This window comes from Pseudomonas sp. GW458-11-26-14-LB4 (assembly GCF_059423925.1).
On record NZ_JBWKYU010000009.1, the window covers coordinates 200658 to 218250 of the forward strand.

The 17593-nt window shown below is 60.9% G+C and carries 19 protein-coding genes; 6 read left to right on the top strand and 13 right to left on the bottom strand.

Annotation, left to right across the window (positions count from 1 at the left end):
* Positions 1–98 precede the first annotated feature (98 nt).
* Complete coding sequence (locus tag AC07XZ_RS14550; protein WP_102687470.1) at positions 99–1172, bottom strand: fatty acid desaturase; 1074 nt, start codon at positions 1170–1172, stop codon at positions 99–101.
* 100 nt (positions 1173–1272) lie between these two features.
* Between AC07XZ_RS14550 and AC07XZ_RS14555 the strand changes: the two genes are divergently transcribed.
* The gene (locus AC07XZ_RS14555; protein WP_085746306.1) at positions 1273–2277 is read left to right on the top strand and encodes an AraC family transcriptional regulator; all 1005 of its coding nucleotides are present in this window, start codon (positions 1273–1275) and stop codon (positions 2275–2277) included.
* A gap of 14 nt (positions 2278–2291) precedes the next feature.
* Here AC07XZ_RS14555 and AC07XZ_RS14560 read toward each other — a convergent pair whose 3' ends face one another.
* From AC07XZ_RS14560 to AC07XZ_RS14575, 4 genes are all read right to left on the bottom strand, one after another.
* A complete protein-coding gene (locus AC07XZ_RS14560) occupies positions 2292–3515 on the bottom strand; it encodes a type II toxin-antitoxin system HipA family toxin (RefSeq protein ID WP_102687469.1) in 1224 nt (407 codons plus the stop codon).
* Positions 3508–3756 carry a helix-turn-helix domain-containing protein gene (locus tag AC07XZ_RS14565; protein ID WP_085746304.1) on the bottom strand — a complete coding sequence of 83 codons (249 nt, stop codon included), beginning with the start codon at positions 3754–3756 and terminating at the stop codon, positions 3508–3510. Before AC07XZ_RS14565 ends, AC07XZ_RS14560 begins: the two co-directional genes overlap by 8 nt.
* A gap of 114 nt (positions 3757–3870) precedes the next feature.
* On the bottom strand, positions 3871–5259 hold the full coding sequence (locus AC07XZ_RS14570) for a heavy metal sensor histidine kinase (protein WP_102687468.1): 1389 nt from the start codon (positions 5257–5259) through the stop codon (positions 3871–3873).
* On the bottom strand, positions 5249–5929 hold the full coding sequence (locus tag AC07XZ_RS14575) for a heavy metal response regulator transcription factor (RefSeq protein WP_085697973.1): 681 nt from the start codon (positions 5927–5929) through the stop codon (positions 5249–5251). Before AC07XZ_RS14575 ends, AC07XZ_RS14570 begins: the two co-directional genes overlap by 11 nt.
* Positions 5930–6065: 136 nt before the next feature.
* Here AC07XZ_RS14575 and AC07XZ_RS14580 point away from each other — a divergent pair, with 136 nt between their 5' ends.
* A complete protein-coding gene (locus tag AC07XZ_RS14580) occupies positions 6066–6548 on the top strand; it encodes a GlcG/HbpS family heme-binding protein (RefSeq protein ID WP_102687467.1) in 483 nt (160 codons plus the stop codon).
* Positions 6549–6564: 16 nt separating this feature from the next.
* On the top strand, positions 6565–6975 hold the full coding sequence (uraH, locus tag AC07XZ_RS14585) for a hydroxyisourate hydrolase (protein ID WP_102687466.1): 411 nt from the start codon (positions 6565–6567) through the stop codon (positions 6973–6975).
* A 124-nt stretch (positions 6976–7099) separates the two neighbouring features.
* Here the strand turns inward: uraH and AC07XZ_RS14590 are convergent, their stop codons facing one another.
* The gene (locus AC07XZ_RS14590; RefSeq protein WP_102687465.1) at positions 7100–7420 is read right to left on the bottom strand and encodes a hypothetical protein; all 321 of its coding nucleotides are present in this window, start codon (positions 7418–7420) and stop codon (positions 7100–7102) included.
* 70 nt (positions 7421–7490) lie between these two features.
* Complete coding sequence (locus AC07XZ_RS14595; RefSeq protein WP_102687464.1) at positions 7491–8174, bottom strand: Crp/Fnr family transcriptional regulator; 684 nt, start codon at positions 8172–8174, stop codon at positions 7491–7493.
* Positions 8175–8259: 85 nt separating this feature from the next.
* On the opposite strand from AC07XZ_RS14595, the gene AC07XZ_RS14600 reads away from it, so the two are divergent.
* Positions 8260–8784, top strand: a complete 525-nt coding sequence (locus AC07XZ_RS14600; protein ID WP_102687463.1) for an Mpo1 family 2-hydroxy fatty acid dioxygenase — start codon at positions 8260–8262, stop codon at positions 8782–8784.
* A gap of 123 nt (positions 8785–8907) precedes the next feature.
* Here the strand turns inward: AC07XZ_RS14600 and AC07XZ_RS14605 are convergent, their stop codons facing one another.
* The 6 genes from AC07XZ_RS14605 to dibA form a co-directional block, all read right to left on the bottom strand.
* Positions 8908–9897, bottom strand: a complete 990-nt coding sequence (locus tag AC07XZ_RS14605) for a sulfate/molybdate ABC transporter ATP-binding protein (RefSeq protein ID WP_102687462.1) — start codon at positions 9895–9897, stop codon at positions 8908–8910.
* Positions 9898–9900: 3 nt separating this feature from the next.
* Positions 9901–10773 carry a sulfate ABC transporter permease subunit CysW gene (cysW, locus tag AC07XZ_RS14610; RefSeq protein WP_064361637.1) on the bottom strand — a complete coding sequence of 291 codons (873 nt, stop codon included), beginning with the start codon at positions 10771–10773 and terminating at the stop codon, positions 9901–9903.
* A 13-nt stretch (positions 10774–10786) separates the two neighbouring features.
* Positions 10787–11605 carry a sulfate ABC transporter permease subunit CysT gene (cysT, locus tag AC07XZ_RS14615; RefSeq protein WP_007952818.1) on the bottom strand — a complete coding sequence of 273 codons (819 nt, stop codon included), beginning with the start codon at positions 11603–11605 and terminating at the stop codon, positions 10787–10789.
* Positions 11606–11676: 71 nt separating this feature from the next.
* Positions 11677–12690 carry a sulfate ABC transporter substrate-binding protein gene (locus tag AC07XZ_RS14620; protein WP_007952819.1) on the bottom strand — a complete coding sequence of 338 codons (1014 nt, stop codon included), beginning with the start codon at positions 12688–12690 and terminating at the stop codon, positions 11677–11679.
* A gap of 132 nt (positions 12691–12822) precedes the next feature.
* Positions 12823–13005 carry a sulfur starvation response protein OscA gene (oscA, locus tag AC07XZ_RS14625; protein WP_007952821.1) on the bottom strand — a complete coding sequence of 61 codons (183 nt, stop codon included), beginning with the start codon at positions 13003–13005 and terminating at the stop codon, positions 12823–12825.
* Between the two features lie 190 nt (positions 13006–13195).
* On the bottom strand, positions 13196–15115 hold the full coding sequence (gene dibA / locus AC07XZ_RS14630) for a phosphodiesterase DibA (RefSeq protein WP_102687461.1): 1920 nt from the start codon (positions 15113–15115) through the stop codon (positions 13196–13198).
* 146 nt (positions 15116–15261) lie between these two features.
* Between dibA and desA the strand changes: the two genes are divergently transcribed.
* Entirely contained in the window at positions 15262–16446 is a 1185-nt protein-coding gene (desA, locus tag AC07XZ_RS14635; RefSeq protein WP_039772978.1) for a delta-9 fatty acid desaturase DesA, read from the top strand.
* A 145-nt stretch (positions 16447–16591) separates the two neighbouring features.
* A complete protein-coding gene (locus tag AC07XZ_RS14640) occupies positions 16592–17581 on the top strand; it encodes a GGDEF domain-containing protein (protein WP_102687460.1) in 990 nt (329 codons plus the stop codon).
* The last annotated feature ends 12 nt before the right edge of the window (positions 17582–17593 follow it).

Sequence of the window (17593 nt, forward strand, 5' to 3'; positions counted from 1 at the left end):
TTCAAGTCGGCGCATCTCCTAAATATCCCCCAATCAGTCCCCTCTCCCCCCGGGAGAGGGTTAGGGTGAGGGCTGGATCTCCAGCCGAAAACACAAAGTCAGTTCACCTCGATCGCCTTACCCGCCAACCCTTCATTCTCCTTGCGAACAAACCTGTTCGCCCGCCAAAACGTCCCGAAATCGTTGAACCGAACCCCCATCTCCCGCATCACCTTGTGCGCCACCGGCACCGTCAGCTGGCGAATGTAAAACGGCTCCTTCACCACAAAATGATGAATCCCGTGACTGCTGCCGAAGTTGAAGCAGAACGCCTGCAACGGCCACAGCCACCACGGATTCAACACCTGGCACTGCTGAAGCACATTACCCGGCTCCACATCCCCGTAGTAATGCATGTTCGAACTGATGAAGTGCAGGCAGAAAGTGCGCAATACGTTCGGGCCGATGATCACCACGGCGGCGATGTCGATCACCTGCATCACCGACAACGTGGTCGCCGACCATTCAATCGGCGAGCCCATCAGGTAAGCGATTCCATTGGCCGCATGGAATCCGAGAAACACATACCAAGCCCCCCAATGCACCAGCGCCAGCGGCGCGTAGACCTTCAAAGTGCGTTTGATGATGCTGAACTTGTGCGCCCAGGTCTTGGCCCGCAGCATGCGGATGAACGCCGACATCACGTTGTCGCCCACCATCAGCAACCGCGCGAAACCCCAAGGCTCGCCATTGGTGATCGCCCGTTCTTCCATGTCGGTTTCGGTACCGGACACCTTGTGATGATTGAGGTGCAGATGGCGGCGGATCCACGGGTTGATCGTGCTCGGCCGCGCCAGCCACACCAGGCCCATCATCAGATTGTGTGGCACCCGCTGTTTGCGGAAATACATGCTGTGGATCAGGTCGTGTTCGAGTTCGTGGGTCAGCGAAGCGAAAAACGCGTTGAGCAACAGGCATACCCACCACGCCAGGTGCCCGCTGATATACAGCGCCGCCGAACCGATCATTCCGGCCAGAGCAAAGGCGAGAATCCCGGCGCCGAGTGCATCCTGATGCTTGAGAATCGGGTAGCGCTCGCGCAGTTCCACGCCCTTGGCCAGCACCACTTCGCGAATATGCGCTGATCGCTGGGCAGCATTGTGTCGCTGGGGACTTGCAGAAGTACGGTCCATGCTTCCATCCTCTGGTTATTGATGTTCGCATCCTGCCCCGCGCGGACTCCAAACGCGGTAGCCGAGAACGCCAACCTGTTGACCGGAAGCGCCAATCAGCATGAAGGAACCGACTTCTCTCGCCAGCTGGACCCGCGCCCTGCGCAAGCAACTCGACGCGCTGGGGCTGGACAGCACTGCCCTGTGCCAGCAGGCCGGGCTCGATCCGCAACTGATGGACGACCCGAACGCCCGCTATCCGTTGTCCGCCACCACGCGCCTGTGGGAAATTGCGGTACAGGTCAGCGGTGATCCGGCGATCGGTTTACGAGTGTCGCGGTTCGTCAGCCCCACGACCTTTCACGCACTGGGCTATGCGTTAGTGGCCAGCGGCAGCCTGCGGGAGGTGTTCGAGCGGATCGTGCGTTATCACCAGGTGGTCAGCGACGCGCTTGAGCTGGAGCTGACCCGCACCGAGGACCGCTACCGGTTTCGCCTGAAAATCCCGGCCGGCAACCCGGCCCCCGCCTTCGAAGCCATCGACGCCTTTGCCGCCATCTACGTGCGCACCTGCCGCAATCGCCTGGGTCGCGACTACGCACCACTGGCGGTGTACCTGCGCCGCCCGGAGCCGGCCGATGCGCATCAGTGGCACAAGGTGTTCCGCTCGCCGGTGCATTTTTCCGCCGAAGAAGACCGCATCGAATTCGCCCTCGCCGACTTCGACAGTCACCTCGACGACGCCAACCCGGAACTGGCCGAGCACAACGAAGCAGTGCTCAAACGCACCCTCGCCCAGCTCAAGCCGCTGACCTGGGAACGCAAGGTGCGCGACGCCATCGAAGAACAACTGCCCGAAGGCGAACCCAGCGCTGAACGCATCGCCCAGGCCCTGCACCTGAGCCTGCGCAGCCTGCAACGGCACCTGGCGGACGAGGGTTGTCGCTTCGACACCCTGCTGAATGAAAGCCGCGAAAACCTCGCGCTGCTGCACCTGCGCGATCCGCAATGCTCGCTGAGCGAGGTCAGTTATCTGTTGGGTTTTGCCGATACCAGCAGCTTCAGCCGCGCGTTCAAACGCTGGACCGGGATGACGCCGGGGCAGTTTCGGGATCAGTTGCGCTGAGCGCACATGGGCATTCAACCCTTGGTCAGACTGCGTTCAATCCCGGACTCCCACTGCTCGATCATTGCCGTACCCACCTCGGCGAATGACTGATGGGTTCGGCAATGCTCGAGCATTTCCGCCATCGCCGTCTGCATGCCATGAACAACCTGCTGCAGTAGTTCATTGCACCGGCCTTCAGTGAGATTGCACGCCGTACGGCCGAAGCGGATGAGCGCCTTCTGCTTGGGCCATGCCTTCGACCCGCCCAGCAGCAAGGCCAGGCTGTCGTTCCTGATGTAAACCGATGTGGTGATGATGTCGTAAGCCGGGGCCAGCCGGATCGAAGCCTGCGCACCGCAATGGTCATACAGCACACCGAAGTTCTTCAGGTGCGCATCGCCATTTTTCAGTCCCGCCGACAGCGCTACGATCTTGAAAAAAGCTTCCAGCGCCTGACTCAACAGCGCAGGCGAAACAAAGGCCTTGATCTGTCGGGCAGCGCCTTCGTAAGAACCATCGTATTTGGCTCTGGAAGGCCAGCCATTGAGTACGCAGAAGTCCTCGAAACCCAGATAGCCGTGCTCAATCAGGTCAAAACGCTCGACCACCAGAAATTTGCCCTGCTCACTCAATTCAAACTTTGGCACTTCAAGTCCGCTAAGCGCTGCGGCGCGCATACAGAAGTACTCGTTGGTCGCCAGCTCGGGAAACTCTTCGGGACGGAAGGCTTTGACCAGATGTGTGGAGCCTCGGTGAGTCAGGCGATCAACTGCTGCCGCACTGTCGCGCACCAGAACTTTGGGCTGTACGCCCGAAACCCCGGAGTATTGGCCGTACTTCTGTAGCAAATCATCGAACAATCCCTGGGCACCGTCATGCACCAAAAGCTCGGCCAATGATGTTTCGGGCTGACGCTCGGTTGCCAACTCGCTGGTAATCGCCAGCCGTCCCAACTGATGCGGTCCGACGATAGCGAGCAAGGCGAAATCATCAAAACCGCGCACTGCTTTACTGAAGCGTCGAACCAGCTCATCGCGCAGCGCGCCTTCCGGCAGATTCATTTCGAAGACGGGATGAATGCCCCGCTCCCAGCCGTAGCTCTCCAGCCGGGTCGGCATTGTCAGCGACACTGCATTCTCGTCGATGGCGTCCTCGCGATAACTGAACACACTGTCCATGCCCGGCTGCCCTCGACCGAGCGTTCCGACCGGGCTATCAGCGACTGTGATGTGCAAGCGATCTGTCGGCTCAGTCATGGAAATTGACCTTCTGCAACGCGTCGAGTGTCGGGCGTTGCGCTCTCACGGGAACCGCCGTCAGCTCATAGCCAAAGCCGTTGAGGATCGCCTCGACTTTGCGCAGACCAATTTCAGAAATCGTATTGTTTTCGATACCCGAAATGGTGGCGCGGCTCATGCCGTAACGTTGCGCCAACGCCTGTTGCGAGAGTTTTTGCGCTTTGCGCAGAGTTCTGATCAGTTCGCCCAACTGTTCCATGACACACCAGTGCATTATATACAGTGCAATAAATCGTAAATAAAGAAATATGCATCGCATTTGATGCCAATTCAGGGCGAGTCTAGCTCAGATGAAACGGCATGTGCGGGTCGATTAGCGACTGGTTACAAATCCAAGCTCAAAAACCGTACCCGTTGCATCACTGCTGACCCGCACCCGCCCCCCATGCAACTGCATGATCGACTGCACGATCGCCAGTCCCAATCCGCCGGAATCTCCCGGTTCGGCGCGGGACGGGTCGACGCGGTAGAAGCGGTCGAACAGTTTGCCCAGATGCTCATCCGCGATCACCGGGCCGAGGTTGTGGACTTGCAGCCAGCACATGCCTGGTTCATCGCGTCGGCGCAGGCTGATGACCGAGCCAGCATCGGCATGACGTACGGCGTTGGCCAGCAAATTGCCCAAGGCACGTTGCAGCAGTTGCTGATCCGCCAGCAATTCTCCGCTGAGCGTGTTTTCGAGGCGGATTTCACGGTCATCGGCCAGGGCTTCGAAGTAGTCGCACAACTCATCGCCGATTTCGTGCAACTCCAGCGTGCGCAGATCAAGCGCTCTCTCAGCCTGCTCTGCGCGGGCGAGAAACATCAGGTTTTCGGCCATGCGCTTGAGCCGTTCGAACTCTTCCATGTTCGACGCCAGCACTTCCTGATACTCGGTGCTGCTGCGCGGGTAATTCAGTGCCTGCCCGTTGCTCGCGAGCAAGGTGTGCAGCGGCGTGCGGATTTCATGGGCGAGGTCGGCGGAAAACTGTGAGAGGCGCTGGAAGCCGTCGTCCAGCCGCACCAGCATGCCGTTCAGCGCGTGCACCGGCTCCAGTAATTCCGCTGGCGTGCCGACGGTGGGAACCCGTTGGTCGAGGCTGCGCAGGTCGATGCCACGCAGCGCTTCACTCAGCTTGCGCAGAGGCCGCAAACCACGGCGCAACAGCACCAGGCCCAACGTGAAAGCGAGCACGGCACCCAGGCCGACGGCCAGATACAAGCGCAGGCGATAGCTGCCGAGCATCTGCTCGCGCTCGCTCAAGACCTTGCCGGCGATCACGGTCAGTGCTTCGCCGTTCGGGCCTTGGGCCTGACCTGACAACAAGGCCAGTTCGACACCGTCCGCCGCCTGCCAGGTCAGCACATCCCGGCGTTGCGGCGGTTGATCCCGGGGGATGGCCTGCACCGGCGGCAATACGCGCTGACGAGGGTTGATCGTGATCACATTCGAGCCGTCCGCGCGCTGCACCAGCAGCAGACTGTCGAGGTTGCCGAGCATGTTCTGGTACAGCCGTGGTCGCGCCTGCAAGGCGTCGAGGCTGTCACTGTCGGCGAGCAGCGCGCGCACCTGTTCCAGGCGACCGAGCAACGCCATGTCGTCGCGCCAGGCGATTTCCGAGGCCAGCGAGCGATACAGGAACACGCCAATCGCGCTGAGTACCAGCGCGCAGACGGCAGCGAACGCCAGAGCCAGGCGCCAGGCGATGGATCTAGCGCGCATCGTCGGGCGCTTCGAGTTGATAGCCGACCCCGCGCACGGTGTGGATCAGTTTGGGCATGTACGGATCATCGACTTTCGAACGCAGCCGACGCACCGCGACTTCGACCATGTTGGTGTCGCTGTCGAAATTCAGGTTCCACACCTGCGAAGCAATCAGCGTGCGCGACAGCACTTCACCCTGTCGGCTGGCGAGCAAATGCAGGAGGGCGAATTCCTTGTTGGTCAGGGCGATGCGCTGGCCGCCACGGCTGACCCGGCGGCGCAGCACGTCGATTTCCAGGTCAGCGATGCTGTACGACTCGGCCTCGCGCATCGGCCCGCGCCGCAACAACGTGCGCACCCGCGCCAGCAGTTCGGCGAAGGCGAATGGCTTGAGCAAATAGTCATCCGCCCCCAGTTCGAGGCCACGCACGCGGTCTTCGATAGCGTCCTTCGCCGTCAGGAACAGCACCGGCGTGGCGCCGCGCTGGCGGATCAACTGCAGCAATTGCCAGCCGTTGAGGCCCGGCAACATCACGTCGAGGATGATCAGGTCATATTCCTGCTGCTCGATGAAGTAGCGCCCGTCGAGACCATTGAGCGCCACATCCACGGCAAAACCCGACTCGCCCAGCCCTTTGGCGAGGAAATTCGCAGTTTTGGCTTCATCTTCTACGACCAGCAAACGCATGGCACACCTCGATTGATCAGAGGCACAGGCTAGGCTCCTTCGGCGGCGTTGCCCATTACAAACTTGTAATCCGGCTGACGAGGTTTCGACGGGGACCGGCGGATAAGGTGGCGGCCTTCGCTTCTGGAGCCTACCCATGTCCGCTAAATACTTGGTTGCCAGCCTGGCAATCGGCCTCGGCACTGCCGCAATCGCCGCGCCTGAGCTACCCCGTCACGCCGATCTCGATCTGAAAACCGCACGGCTGCTGGCCGACACAGCGCTGGAAAACTGCACCGGCACGGTATCGGTGCTCGACCGTGGCGGCAACCTGTTGGTGACCTTGCGCGGCGACGGTATCGGCCCGCACAACACCGTCGCCAGCCAACGCAAGGCCTACACCGCGCTGTCGACGAAAACCCCGACCCGGTTGTTCGCCGAGCGCGCCCGCAGCAACCCGGAAACCGCCAACCTCAACACCCTCGACGAGCTGCTTTTGCTCGGCGGCGGCATCCCTCTGTTCGCTGGCAAGGAACTGGTCGGCGCCATGGGCGTGGCCGGTTCCGGCGGCGGCGAGCAAGACGAGAACTGCGCGATCAAGGCTGCCGACATCGTCGGCCTTTCCATCAACCGTATTTGAACCCAGGAGCATCACCATGACCCCACTGCGCATGACTTTTGCCGCGCTCGGCCTGAGCGCTTTTTCGAGCCTGGCGCTGGCCGCCGGCAATCCGCTGAGCGTGCATGTACTCAATCTGGAAAACGGCCTGCCATCGCCGGGCATCAACGTGACGCTGGAGCGCCATGTCGGCCAGGACTGGCAGCCGCTGGCGCAGGGCACCACCAATGAACAGGGACGGATCGCCGAACTGTTCCCGGCGAACAAAACGTTCGAGGCGGGTGAATATCGGGTGGTATTCAAGACAGGCGAGTACTTCGAGAAGACAAAGCACGAGACGTTTTTCCCGGAGATTCCGGTGATCTTTAAAGTGAAGCAGACGGATCAGCACTATCACATTCCGTTGCTGCTGAGCCCGTATGGCTTCTCCACTTATCGCGGTTCGTAACTCAAACAGACTCCTCAAAAAAGCCCCTGCCCATCGACAGCAATGTTGAATGTTCAGGGGCTTTCTACTTCACTAACCGTCCCAGTGCGGCAGGATTGGAAATCAGCTTGCGGCTGGTGCGTCCTTATTCGACCTTGAACTTGAAAAACGGGCTCCAATCAGACCTTTCACGATTATCCGTCTGCACAGCGAAAGCCTCATATTCAGCTGCAAGCAGTTTCTCTTTCACAGACCAAATACCATCCGGGCCGACTTGAGTTGAAGCAAACGAGTAACCATCAATCGGAACTTTCATGATCCATACCCACCACCCAGCCAGACCAGTACCCGAAAATTCAACCGGGTTGTTGACGTCACCTTGGGGTTTGACAACGACTGGTGCGGGGACGCCTTTATTGATAGGGAGGTTAGAGTAATCAGCGGTGCCGGTAGCTTTACTGTTCATCGGTTCCAACTCCTTGGGCGGTCGTATTTGACACACTTGTTGTACACCGCCCAATAGGAGCCCACCACTGTCAGATCTGACAGGTGGCACGCAGTTTTTCCATGTCCAGAATCTCGATTTCCCCATAGCCGAGACCAATAACTCCCTGATCTTTCAAGTCCTTGAGGATCTGGTTGGTGGTCTGCCGCGACAACGACAGCATCGACGCCAACTGCTCCTGGGGCAGTTGCAGCACCCGGCGTGGCGGATCCAGTTCGCCGTAGCCTTCGGCGATCATCAGCAGGCGATGAGCCAGACGCGCCGGGGCCGGCAGCAGGCTCAGCTGTTCGAGATTGATGAAGGTCAGGCGCAGTTTGTGGCTCATCAGCAAGGCCAGATGTCGCCAGTAGACGGGATGCTCGTCGAGCAGTTTAAGCAGCGTGGCCTGGGGAATGTTCAGCAGGGTGCAAGGCCCGACCGCGTAAGCGTCATGGGTGCGGGGCTGGCCGTCGAACAGGCAGATTTCGCCGAACCAGTGCGGCGCTTCCACCAGGCTCAGCAACGCCTCCTTGCCCTGCTCGCTGACCGCGCCGATGCGTACCGCGCCGTCGAGCACCGCGTACAGCCCGCACGGCGCATCACCGCGCTGGAACAGCCGCTGCCCCGCCGCCAGCCGCCGCTCCCGGGCCGCTGCCAGCAGACTATCCTGAAAGGACGAAGGCAGATGACTGAACCATTGCCCGGTCAGCAGGCGCTCGCGCCAGACCTTATCCATGCGTTCTCCTAAAGACTGTCGCCTGCCTGACAGAGCGAGCCGTGAACCCGGGGCATGATTCGATCACCCTACAGGAGGAACAACAATGAAAAGCCTCGTCGATCATTTGAGTCAATACGCCGCTTACCACCGTGACCCGCGCAACATCGCCAGCCACTTTATCGGGATTCCGCTGATTGTGGTGGCGGTGGCCGTGCTGTTGTCGCGGCCGGAATGGTCGGTGGGCGGATTGTGGATCTCCCCGGCGGTGATCGCTGCCCTTGCTTCGGCGTGGTTTTACCTGCGTCTGGAACTGAAGCTCGGGGTTTTGATGACCGTGTTGATGGGGCTATCGGTCTGGGCCGGACATGTATTGGCGCAGCAGAGCACCATGGTCTGGCTCAGCAGCGGTCTGGCGATGTTCGTGATCGGCTGGGCGATCCAGTTTGTCGGGCACCACTATGAAGGGCGCAAACCGGCGTTTGTCGATGACTTGAGCGGACTGATTGTCGGGCCGCTGTTTGTAGTGGCCGAGCTGGCGTTCATGCTCGGGATGCGGCATGAGCTGAAAGAGCAGATCGAGGCGCGGGCGGGTGTGGTGCGGGTCAATCCGAATCGTGCGGCTGTCTGAACCACTGCCCGGCTCGCTCGTTCCCACGCTCTGCGTGGGAATGAATCCCGTGACGCTCCGCGTCACAGTGGATGCGGAGCGTCCATAGCGGCGTTCCCACGCAGAGCGTGGGAACGAGCGAGATCAAACGTTGGCGACTTTCTGCCAGACCTTCGGCTTGAAGAACAACGTCTCACCTTTCGCCAAACCGGTCAGGCTGTCGTGGTCCTTCACCACTTCCGCCTCGATCAGATCGCTCTGCCCCTCAACCTTCAACGTCACCCGCGTGGTCGCGCCCAGCGGCCGGATATCGCGGACTTCAGCGGCGTGGTGATCCTCCAGCTCATGCCGCGACAGCGACACTTCGTGCGGACGGAACAGCACGTGATTGTCATCGCCCAGATGCAGGCGGTTCGAATCGCCGAGGAAGTGATAGACGAAATCGCTGGCCGGGTTTTCGTAGACGTCGCCCGGTGAGCCGATCTGCTCGATCACACCTTTGTTCATCACCACGATGCGGTCGGCCACTTCCATCGCCTCTTCCTGGTCGTGGGTCACGAACACCGAGGTCAGGTTGATGTCTTCGTGCAGGCGCGCCAGCCAGCGGCGCAGCTCTTTGCGCACCTTGGCGTCGAGGGCGCCGAACGGCTCGTCGAGCAGCAGCACTTTCGGCTCTACCGCCAGGGCGCGGGCCAGCGCGATACGCTGACGCTGGCCGCCGGACAGTTGCTCCGGATAACGATCCGACAGCCAGTCCAGTTGCACCATGTTCAGCAGCTCGTGGACCTTGGTCGCGATCTGGCTTTCAGTCGGGCGCTGGTTCTTCGGCTTCATGCGCAGGCCGAACGCGACGTTGTCGAATACGGTCATGTGGCGGAACAGGGCGTAGTGCTGGAACACGAAACCGACATTGCGATCCCGCACGTCGTGGCCGGATACGTCTTCGCCGTGGAACACGATGTTGCCGTTATCCGGGGTTTCCAGACCGGCAATAATGCGCAGCAACGTGGTCTTGCCGCAGCCCGACGGGCCGAGCAGCGCTACCAGTTCACCGCTGTGGATGTCCAGGCTGATGTTGTCCAGCGCCTTGAACGCATTGAAATTCTTGCTGACGTTACGCACTTCGATCGACATGAATTATTCCTCCGCGGCGCTGGCGCGCAGGCGGTTGATACGGTTTTCGCTCCACTGCTTGAGCAGCAGGATGAAGAGCGCCAGGATCAGCAACAGGCTCGCCACGGCGAACGCGGCCACGTGGTTGTATTCGTTGTAGAGGATCTCGACGTGCAGCGGCAAGGTGTTGGTCACCCCGCGAATGTGCCCGGAGACCACCGACACCGCACCGAACTCACCCATGGCCCGCGCGGTACACAGCACCACGCCATAGATCAGGCCCCATTTGATGTTGGGGACGGTCACGTGCCAGAACATCTGCCAGCCATTGGCGCCGAGCAGACGCGCGGCTTCCTCCTCCTGAGTGCCTTGTTCCTGCATCAGCGGGATCAGCTCACGGGCCACGAACGGCACGGTGACGAAGATCGTCGCCAGCACGATGCCCGGCAGGGCGAAGACGATCTGGATGTCGTGATCCTGCAGCCACGGCCCGAACAGGCCCTGGGCGCCGAACATCAACACGTAGACCAGACCTGCGATCACCGGCGACACCGAGAACGGAAGGTCGATCAGCGTCACCAGCATACTTTTGCCACGGAACGAGTATTTGCTCACGCACCATGCGGCGCTGACGCCGAACACCAGGTTCAGCGGCACCGAAATCAGCACCGCAATCACGGTGAGTTTCAGGGCCGACAAGGCATCCGGCTCAAAGATCGCGGTGAAGAACGCGCCAAGGCCGTTCTTCAATCCCTGCGACACCACGATGAACAGCGGCAGCAGCAGAAACAGGAAGAAAATCAGCCAGCCGAGGCCGATCAGGATCCGCCGCGAAGTGGCGCTGCCACGGCGGGCGGCGTTGGCCGAGGAAGCGGCCGCAATAGACGATTGGGACATGGTTCGCGCCTCCTTATGGGGTTTCGATGCGCCGCTGCAGCAAGTTGATCAGCAGCAACAGGACGAAGGAAACCACCAGCATCAACACGCCGATGGAGGTAGCGCCGGTGTAATCGTACTGGTCGAGCTTGACCATGATCAGCAGCGGCAGGATCTCGGTTTTCATCGGCATGTTGCCGGCGATGAAAATCACCGAACCGTACTCGCCGACGCCACGGGCGAACGCCAGGGCAAAACCGGTCAGCCAGGCCGGCAACAGCGCCGGCAGCAGAATGTGGCGGAACACCTGCAACGGTTTGGCACCGAGGCACGCGGCCGCTTCTTCGACCTCACGCGGGATGTCGGCCAGCACCGGCTGCACCGTGCGCACCACGAAGGGCAAGGTCACGAAGGTCAGCGCCAGGGTAATCCCGAGCGGGGTGTAGGCGATCTTGAAACCGAGGTCGGCGGCGAACTGCCCGACCAGCCCGGTCGGCGTGTACAGCGCCGTCAGCGCAATACCGGCCACGGCGGTCGGCAGGGCGAACGGCAGATCGATCATCGCGTCGATCACCTTGCGTCCCGGGAACGTGTAGCGCACCAGCACCCAGGCCAGCAACGTGCCGATGATGCCGTTGATGATCGCGGCGCACAGTGCGGTGCCGAAGCTCAGCTTCAATGCGGCGAGAACGCGGGGCGCGGAGATGATCGTCCAGAACTGATCCCAGGTGAGTTGGGCGGCGTGGACGAACATCGCCGCCAGCGGGATAAGCACAATCAGGCTGAGGTACACCAAGGTGTAGCCCAGCGTCAGCCCGAAGCCGGGTATGACGGGGGAGATACGACGCGACATAAAAGTCCTTGGTTTGAGAACGCACAAAGCCCCGACGGTTAAATCGGGGCGCGTTTATGACCTATTTCAGATTACTGCGCCTGATAGATCTGGTCGAACACGCCACCGTCGTTGAAGAATTTCGGCTGTGCGGTTTTCCAGCCGCCGAAGTCCTTGTCGATGGTCACCAGTTCCAGTTTCGGGAACTGCTGGGCGTACTTGGCAGCCACGTCCTTGTCACGCGGACGGTAGAAGTTCTTCGCCGCGATTTCCTGGCCGGCCGGGCTGTACAGGTGCTTGAGGTAGGCTTCGGCGATCTGCTCGTTGCCCTTCTTCTCGGCGTTCTTGTCGACCACGGCCACCGGTGGTTCGGCGAGGATCGACAGCGAAGGCACGACGATGTCGAACTTGTCCTTGCCGCCGTCTTCTTTCAGCGCCAGGAAGGCTTCGTTTTCCCAGGCCAGCAACACGTCACCCTGACCGTTGTTGACGAAGGTGATGGTCGAGCCACGGGCGCCGGTGTCCAGAACCGGAACGTGCTTGAACAGGGTCTGTACGTATTCCTTGGCTTTGGCTTCGTTGCCGCCGTTGGCTTTCAGGCCGTAGGCCCACGCGGCGAGGAAGTTCCAGCGCGCACCGCCGGAAGTTTTCGGGTTCGGGGTAATCACCGAGACGTCGTTCTTGACCAGGTCGCCCCAGTCCTTGATGCCTTTCGGGTTGCCCTTGCGCACCAGGAACACAATGGTCGAGGTGTACGGAGTGCTGGCTTCCGGCAGACGCTTCTGCCAGTCGGCCGGCAGGGTCTTGCCGAGTTTGGCGATTTCGTCGATGTCGCCGGCCAGGGCCAGGGTCACGACATCGGCGCGCAGACCATCGATCACCGCACGGCCCTGCTTGCCCGAACCGCCGTGGGATTGCTGGATTTTCACGGTGTCGCCGGCGTGCTCCGACTGCCAGTACTTCACGAACTCGGCGTTGTAGTCCTGATACAGCTCGCGCGTCGGGTCATACGACACGTTGAGCAGTTCGTAATCCTTGGCAACCGCGGAACCGGCAAACACAGCACTGGCCAGGGCGGCCAAAGCGTAACGGCGAATCGACGACATGGTGAAAGCTCCTGGAATTCTTGGTGGTGGCTTTTTCTTATGGATTGCTGGAATCGGGTTGCTCATTCAACGACCGCAGCCTGTGGCAGCTTCTGCCAACAGCTCCCCGCAGGAGCTGCCGCAGACTACGAATCAGGCCGGTTTGTTACCCGGTTGCTGCAGACGGAATTTCTCTTTGCGTTCGATCTGGACCACCTGGGCGTTATGCACAGTGATTTCCACCGCGCCGAAACGCAGGTCGCGCAAGGCGCTCTGGATTTCGCGCAAAATGGTGCTTTCGTCCTGACCGTCAACGCTACGCAGGGATGCGCTCATGGTGCTGCTCCTTTGTATGGGATATGCCTGGCAGTGGGCGGCACTGCATTCGGCGTGGGAGCAATATAAGAGAGGCGCGGATATTCTTAAAAAGACTATTTAAGAATGTTTATATAACTGGAAAACATTATGTGATGCAGCAAGGGTTTGCGGCGGATTTGCCCGCCGACAAACCCGCCGCAGGCCGCCCTTAACCGATCAAGGGCGCCCGATTCCAGTCGATTTGCGCTTCCGGAACCGGCCGCCCGAACCAGTAGCCCTGCCCCAGATCACAGGCCTGGCCCAGCAGGAACGTCGCCTGTTCCGCCTGCTCGATGCCCTCGGCGTGCACCTGCATGCCCATGCTGCGGGCCAGGGCGATAATCACCCGGACGATCGCCGCGTCGTCCTCGTCCCACGGCAGGCCGGCGACGAATCCCTGATCGATCTTGAGCTTCTGCACCGGCAGGCGCTTGAGCCGCAGCAACGACGAATAACCGGTGCCGAAGTCGTCGATGGCCAGACGAATGCCCAGCTCGCGCAGACGATGCATCTGCTCCAGCGCGACCTCCGGATCGTCCATCACCGCGCTTTCGGTGACCTCCAGTTCCAGATAGGCCGGATCCAGACCGGTTTCGTGCAGCACCTGCGCCACCTGCTGATACAACTCGCGGCGAGCGAATAACCGCGAGGACACGTTAACCGCGACAAACGACAGCACCACCCCGGCCTGCTGCCATTTGCACATCTGCCGACAGGCCTGCTGCATGACCCAGGCGTCGATTTCCGAGATCAGCCCGGTGCGCTCGGCAATCGGGATGAACTCTGCCGGCGAAACCAGGCCTCGCTGCGGATGCTCCCAGCGCACCAGCGCCTCGACGCCGATCAGGCGACTGGTTTTCAGGTCGTGTACCGGTTGGTAGTAGACCCGCAGCTCCTGCTGTTCCAGCGCGCGGCGTAATTCGAAGGCGATTTCGACCCGCTGCTGGGCGTGGGCCGTGAGTTCTTCGGTGTACAGCGCGTAACCGTTGCGGCCACTGCTCTTGGCCTTGAACAGCGCCGCGTCGGCGTTGCGCAACAGCTGTTCGGCACTCAGTGCATCGCTGGGAAACAGGCTGATGCCGAGACTGGCGTTGATGAACAGCTCATGTCCGTCGAGGCAGAACGGCTCCTTGAGCGCATCGAGAATGCGCTGAGCCAGCGCCGCCGCCTGCGCCGGCTGTGGACAACTTTCCAGCAGGACCGCGAACTCGTCGCCGCCCAGCCGCGCCAGGGTGATGCCCGGCCCGAACAATGCCTGCAAACGTGCGGCGACCGCTTTGAGCAGACGGTCACCGATATTGTGGCCGAGGCTGTCGTTGATCAGTTTGAAATGGTCCAGATCGATCATCAGCAGCGCGCAACCGCGCTTGTGGGTCTGCGCCGATGCCAGCGCCTGTTCGGCGCGATCGCTGAACAGCAGGCGGTTGGGCAGGTCGGTCAGCGGATCGTGGTGGGCCAGGTGCTTGAGTTCATGCTCGGAATCTTTGATCGCGCTGATGTCTGAGAACACCGCGACGTAGTGGCTGAGCCGACCGTCTTCGTCGCGGATCACCCGGATCGTCTGCCACTGCGGGTAGATCTCGCCGCTTTTACGCCGGTTCCAGATCTCGCCGCTCCATTCGTCCCGCGCCTGTAAAGAAGCGAACATCGCCTGATAGAACCCCGGCGGATGGTGCCCGGACTTGAACAGGCTGGGCTGCTGGCCAATGACTTCCTCGCGCTGATAACCGGTGATTTCCATGAACGCACGGTTGACGTGCACGATCAGCCCCTGCCGGTCCGTGACCAGCACGCCTTCGCGGGTGCAATCGAATACCGCAGCGGCCTGACGCAGGCGTTCGCGATCCGCCTGGCGTTCACGCAATCGGGCGCCGATGCCCAGGCATTCGAACAGCCGCGCCCGGGCCAGGAAGATCAACCCGGCGCTGAGCGCCACGAACAGGTAGCCGTTGATCAGTTGCCAGCGCAGCAACTCGTCAGAGCTATCGAAGAAACTGTTCAATAAATAACCAGTACCTTGCAGCCAGACCACGGCAAGGACCAGGTAAAGCAGCGCTGCACGCAAGGCATCGCGGTAAGTGGCAGACATTCGGCCGTCCATGTCCCTACAAAAATGTCGGGATTATAGGTCAAGAAACATCCAGCCATCTCTTATCTGAAAGGGCGACTGGTTTTATCTGTGTGCTTGGTGATAATGCAACGGCTGTTTTTTCTTTATCGAGGGCCCTATAGCCTATGTGGTACGAAGGTTTTCTTGGCTTGTCGGCCTGGTCGCTGGTCGCCGTCACCCTGGTGATGACCCACGTGACGATCGTTGCCGTCACGGTCTACTTGCACCGCTACTCGGCCCATCGCTCTCTGGAGCTGAATGCCGGGCTGAAGCATTTCTTCCGTTTCTGGCTGTGGCTGACCACGGCGCAGAACACCCGCGAGTGGACCGCCATCCACCGCAAACACCACGCCAAATGCGAAACCGAAGATGACCCGCACAGTCCGGTCGTCAAGGGTCTGTCCACGGTCCTGCGCAAAGGTGCCGAGCTGTACCGCGAAGAAGCGCAGAACCCGGAAACCCTGCGCATCTACGGCAAGAACTGCCCCGAAGACTGGATCGAGCGCAACCTCTACAGCCGCTACCGGCTGCTGGGCGTGGCGATCATGGCCGTCGTCGACCTGTTGCTGTTCGGCACCATCGGCATCACCATCTGGGCGATCCAGATGATGTGGATTCCGGTCTGGGCGGCCGGCGTGGTCAACGGTCTCGGCCATGCCGTCGGCTACCGCAACTTCGAATGCCGCGACGCGGCGACCAATCTGGTGCCTTGGGGCATCCTGATCGGCGGCGAAGAACTGCACAACAACCATCACACCTACCCCAACTCGGCCAAGCTGTCGGTCAAGAAGTGGGAGTTCGACCTCGGCTGGGCCTGGATCCAGGTCTTCAGCTTCCTGCGTCTGGCCAAGGTCCAGCGTGTTGCGCCAATCGCCCACCGCGTCGAAGGCAAGGGCAGCCTGGACATGGACACCGCCATGGCGATCCTCAACAACCGCTTCCAGATCATGGCCCAGTACCGCAAGCTGGTGATCGGCCCGTTGGTGAAGCAGGAACTGGCCAAGGTCGATCATTCCGTACGCCACCAGTTCCACCGGGCCAAACGCCTGCTGTCGCGAGAAACCAGCCTGCTGGAAGATCGCCACCACGCGCGCATCCAGAACATGCTCGAGCACAGCCAGGCGCTGAAGGTAATCTACGAGAAACGTCTGGCCCTGCAGCAGATCTGGGTCAAGACCAGCGCAAATGGCCACGACATGCTCGCCGCCATCAAGGAATGGGTACACGAGGCCGAGGCCAGCGGCATCCAGTCCCTGCGTGAATTCGCCGACCAGTTGAAAACCTACTCGCTGCGCCCTGTCGCCGCCTGATGCCGTTGATCGGTGCGCCCCGTTCCAGGGCGCACCCTTCGGAACTTCACCCCCGTTCCCCTATCTCAAAGACACTTCGCCACCCCCGGCGGGCTTTCCCGTGGCCGTTGTCGACTTCCCGGCACGCCCTTTGAGATTCGTGTCGATGGTCAACAACAATCAAAAAGACTCATCCCCTCCCCAGTGGCCCGAGGCCGCGCAAACCCTGATGGCATTGATGCACGCCCAGGGCGAAGTCGCCCGGCTGAGCGAACGCGAGCAACTGTTCAGCTCGCTGCTGGTGAGCGTCAATGCCGTGCTTTGGGCCTTCAACTGGGAAACCCGTCAGGTGCTGTATGTCAGCCCCGCCTACGAACGGATTTTCGGCCGCTCCGCCGCCCTGCTGCTGGCCGACTACAACCAGTGGCGCGACAGCATCTACCCGGACGATCTGGAATACGCCGAACGCAGCCTCGCCGAAGTGCTGCACAAAGGCGCCGTGGAAGACCGCGAATACCGGATCATCGCCGCCGACGGCCAGGTACGCTGGATCAGCGACAAATGCTTCATCAACCGTCAGGACGAACCGGGGCAACCGGTGATCATCGTCGGCATCGCCGAAGACATCACTGACAAGAAGCAGATGGAAACCGAGCTGCAACGCCTGGCCACCACCGACGTGCTTACCCAGAGCAGCAATCGCCGGCACTTCTTCGAATGCGCCCACCGGGAATTTGAACAAGCCCGCCTGCAAGGTGCGCAAATGGCGTTTCTGCTGCTGGACATCGATGACTTCAAAGTGATCAACGACACTTACGGCCATCCCGAGGGCGACAACGTGCTGCAACGGATCGCCGAATGCGGTCGTGCCTCGTTACGCCGGGGCGACCTGTTCGGGCGGATTGGCGGTGAAGAGTTTGCTGCGGTTTTCCCGGGCTGTGCGCCGGACATGGCGATGCAGGTGGCCGAACGGCTGCAACGGGAAATTCAGCGCTTGAACTTCAACCACGGTGATCAGACGTTCGGCATCACCGTCAGCCAGGGCCTGACCAGCCTTACCCCGGAAGATGAAAGCCTCGACACCCTGTTCGCCCGCGCAGACGCGGCGATGTACGAGGCCAAACGGCAGGGCAAGAACCGGATCATTTCCGCCTGATTCAAGAGCGGA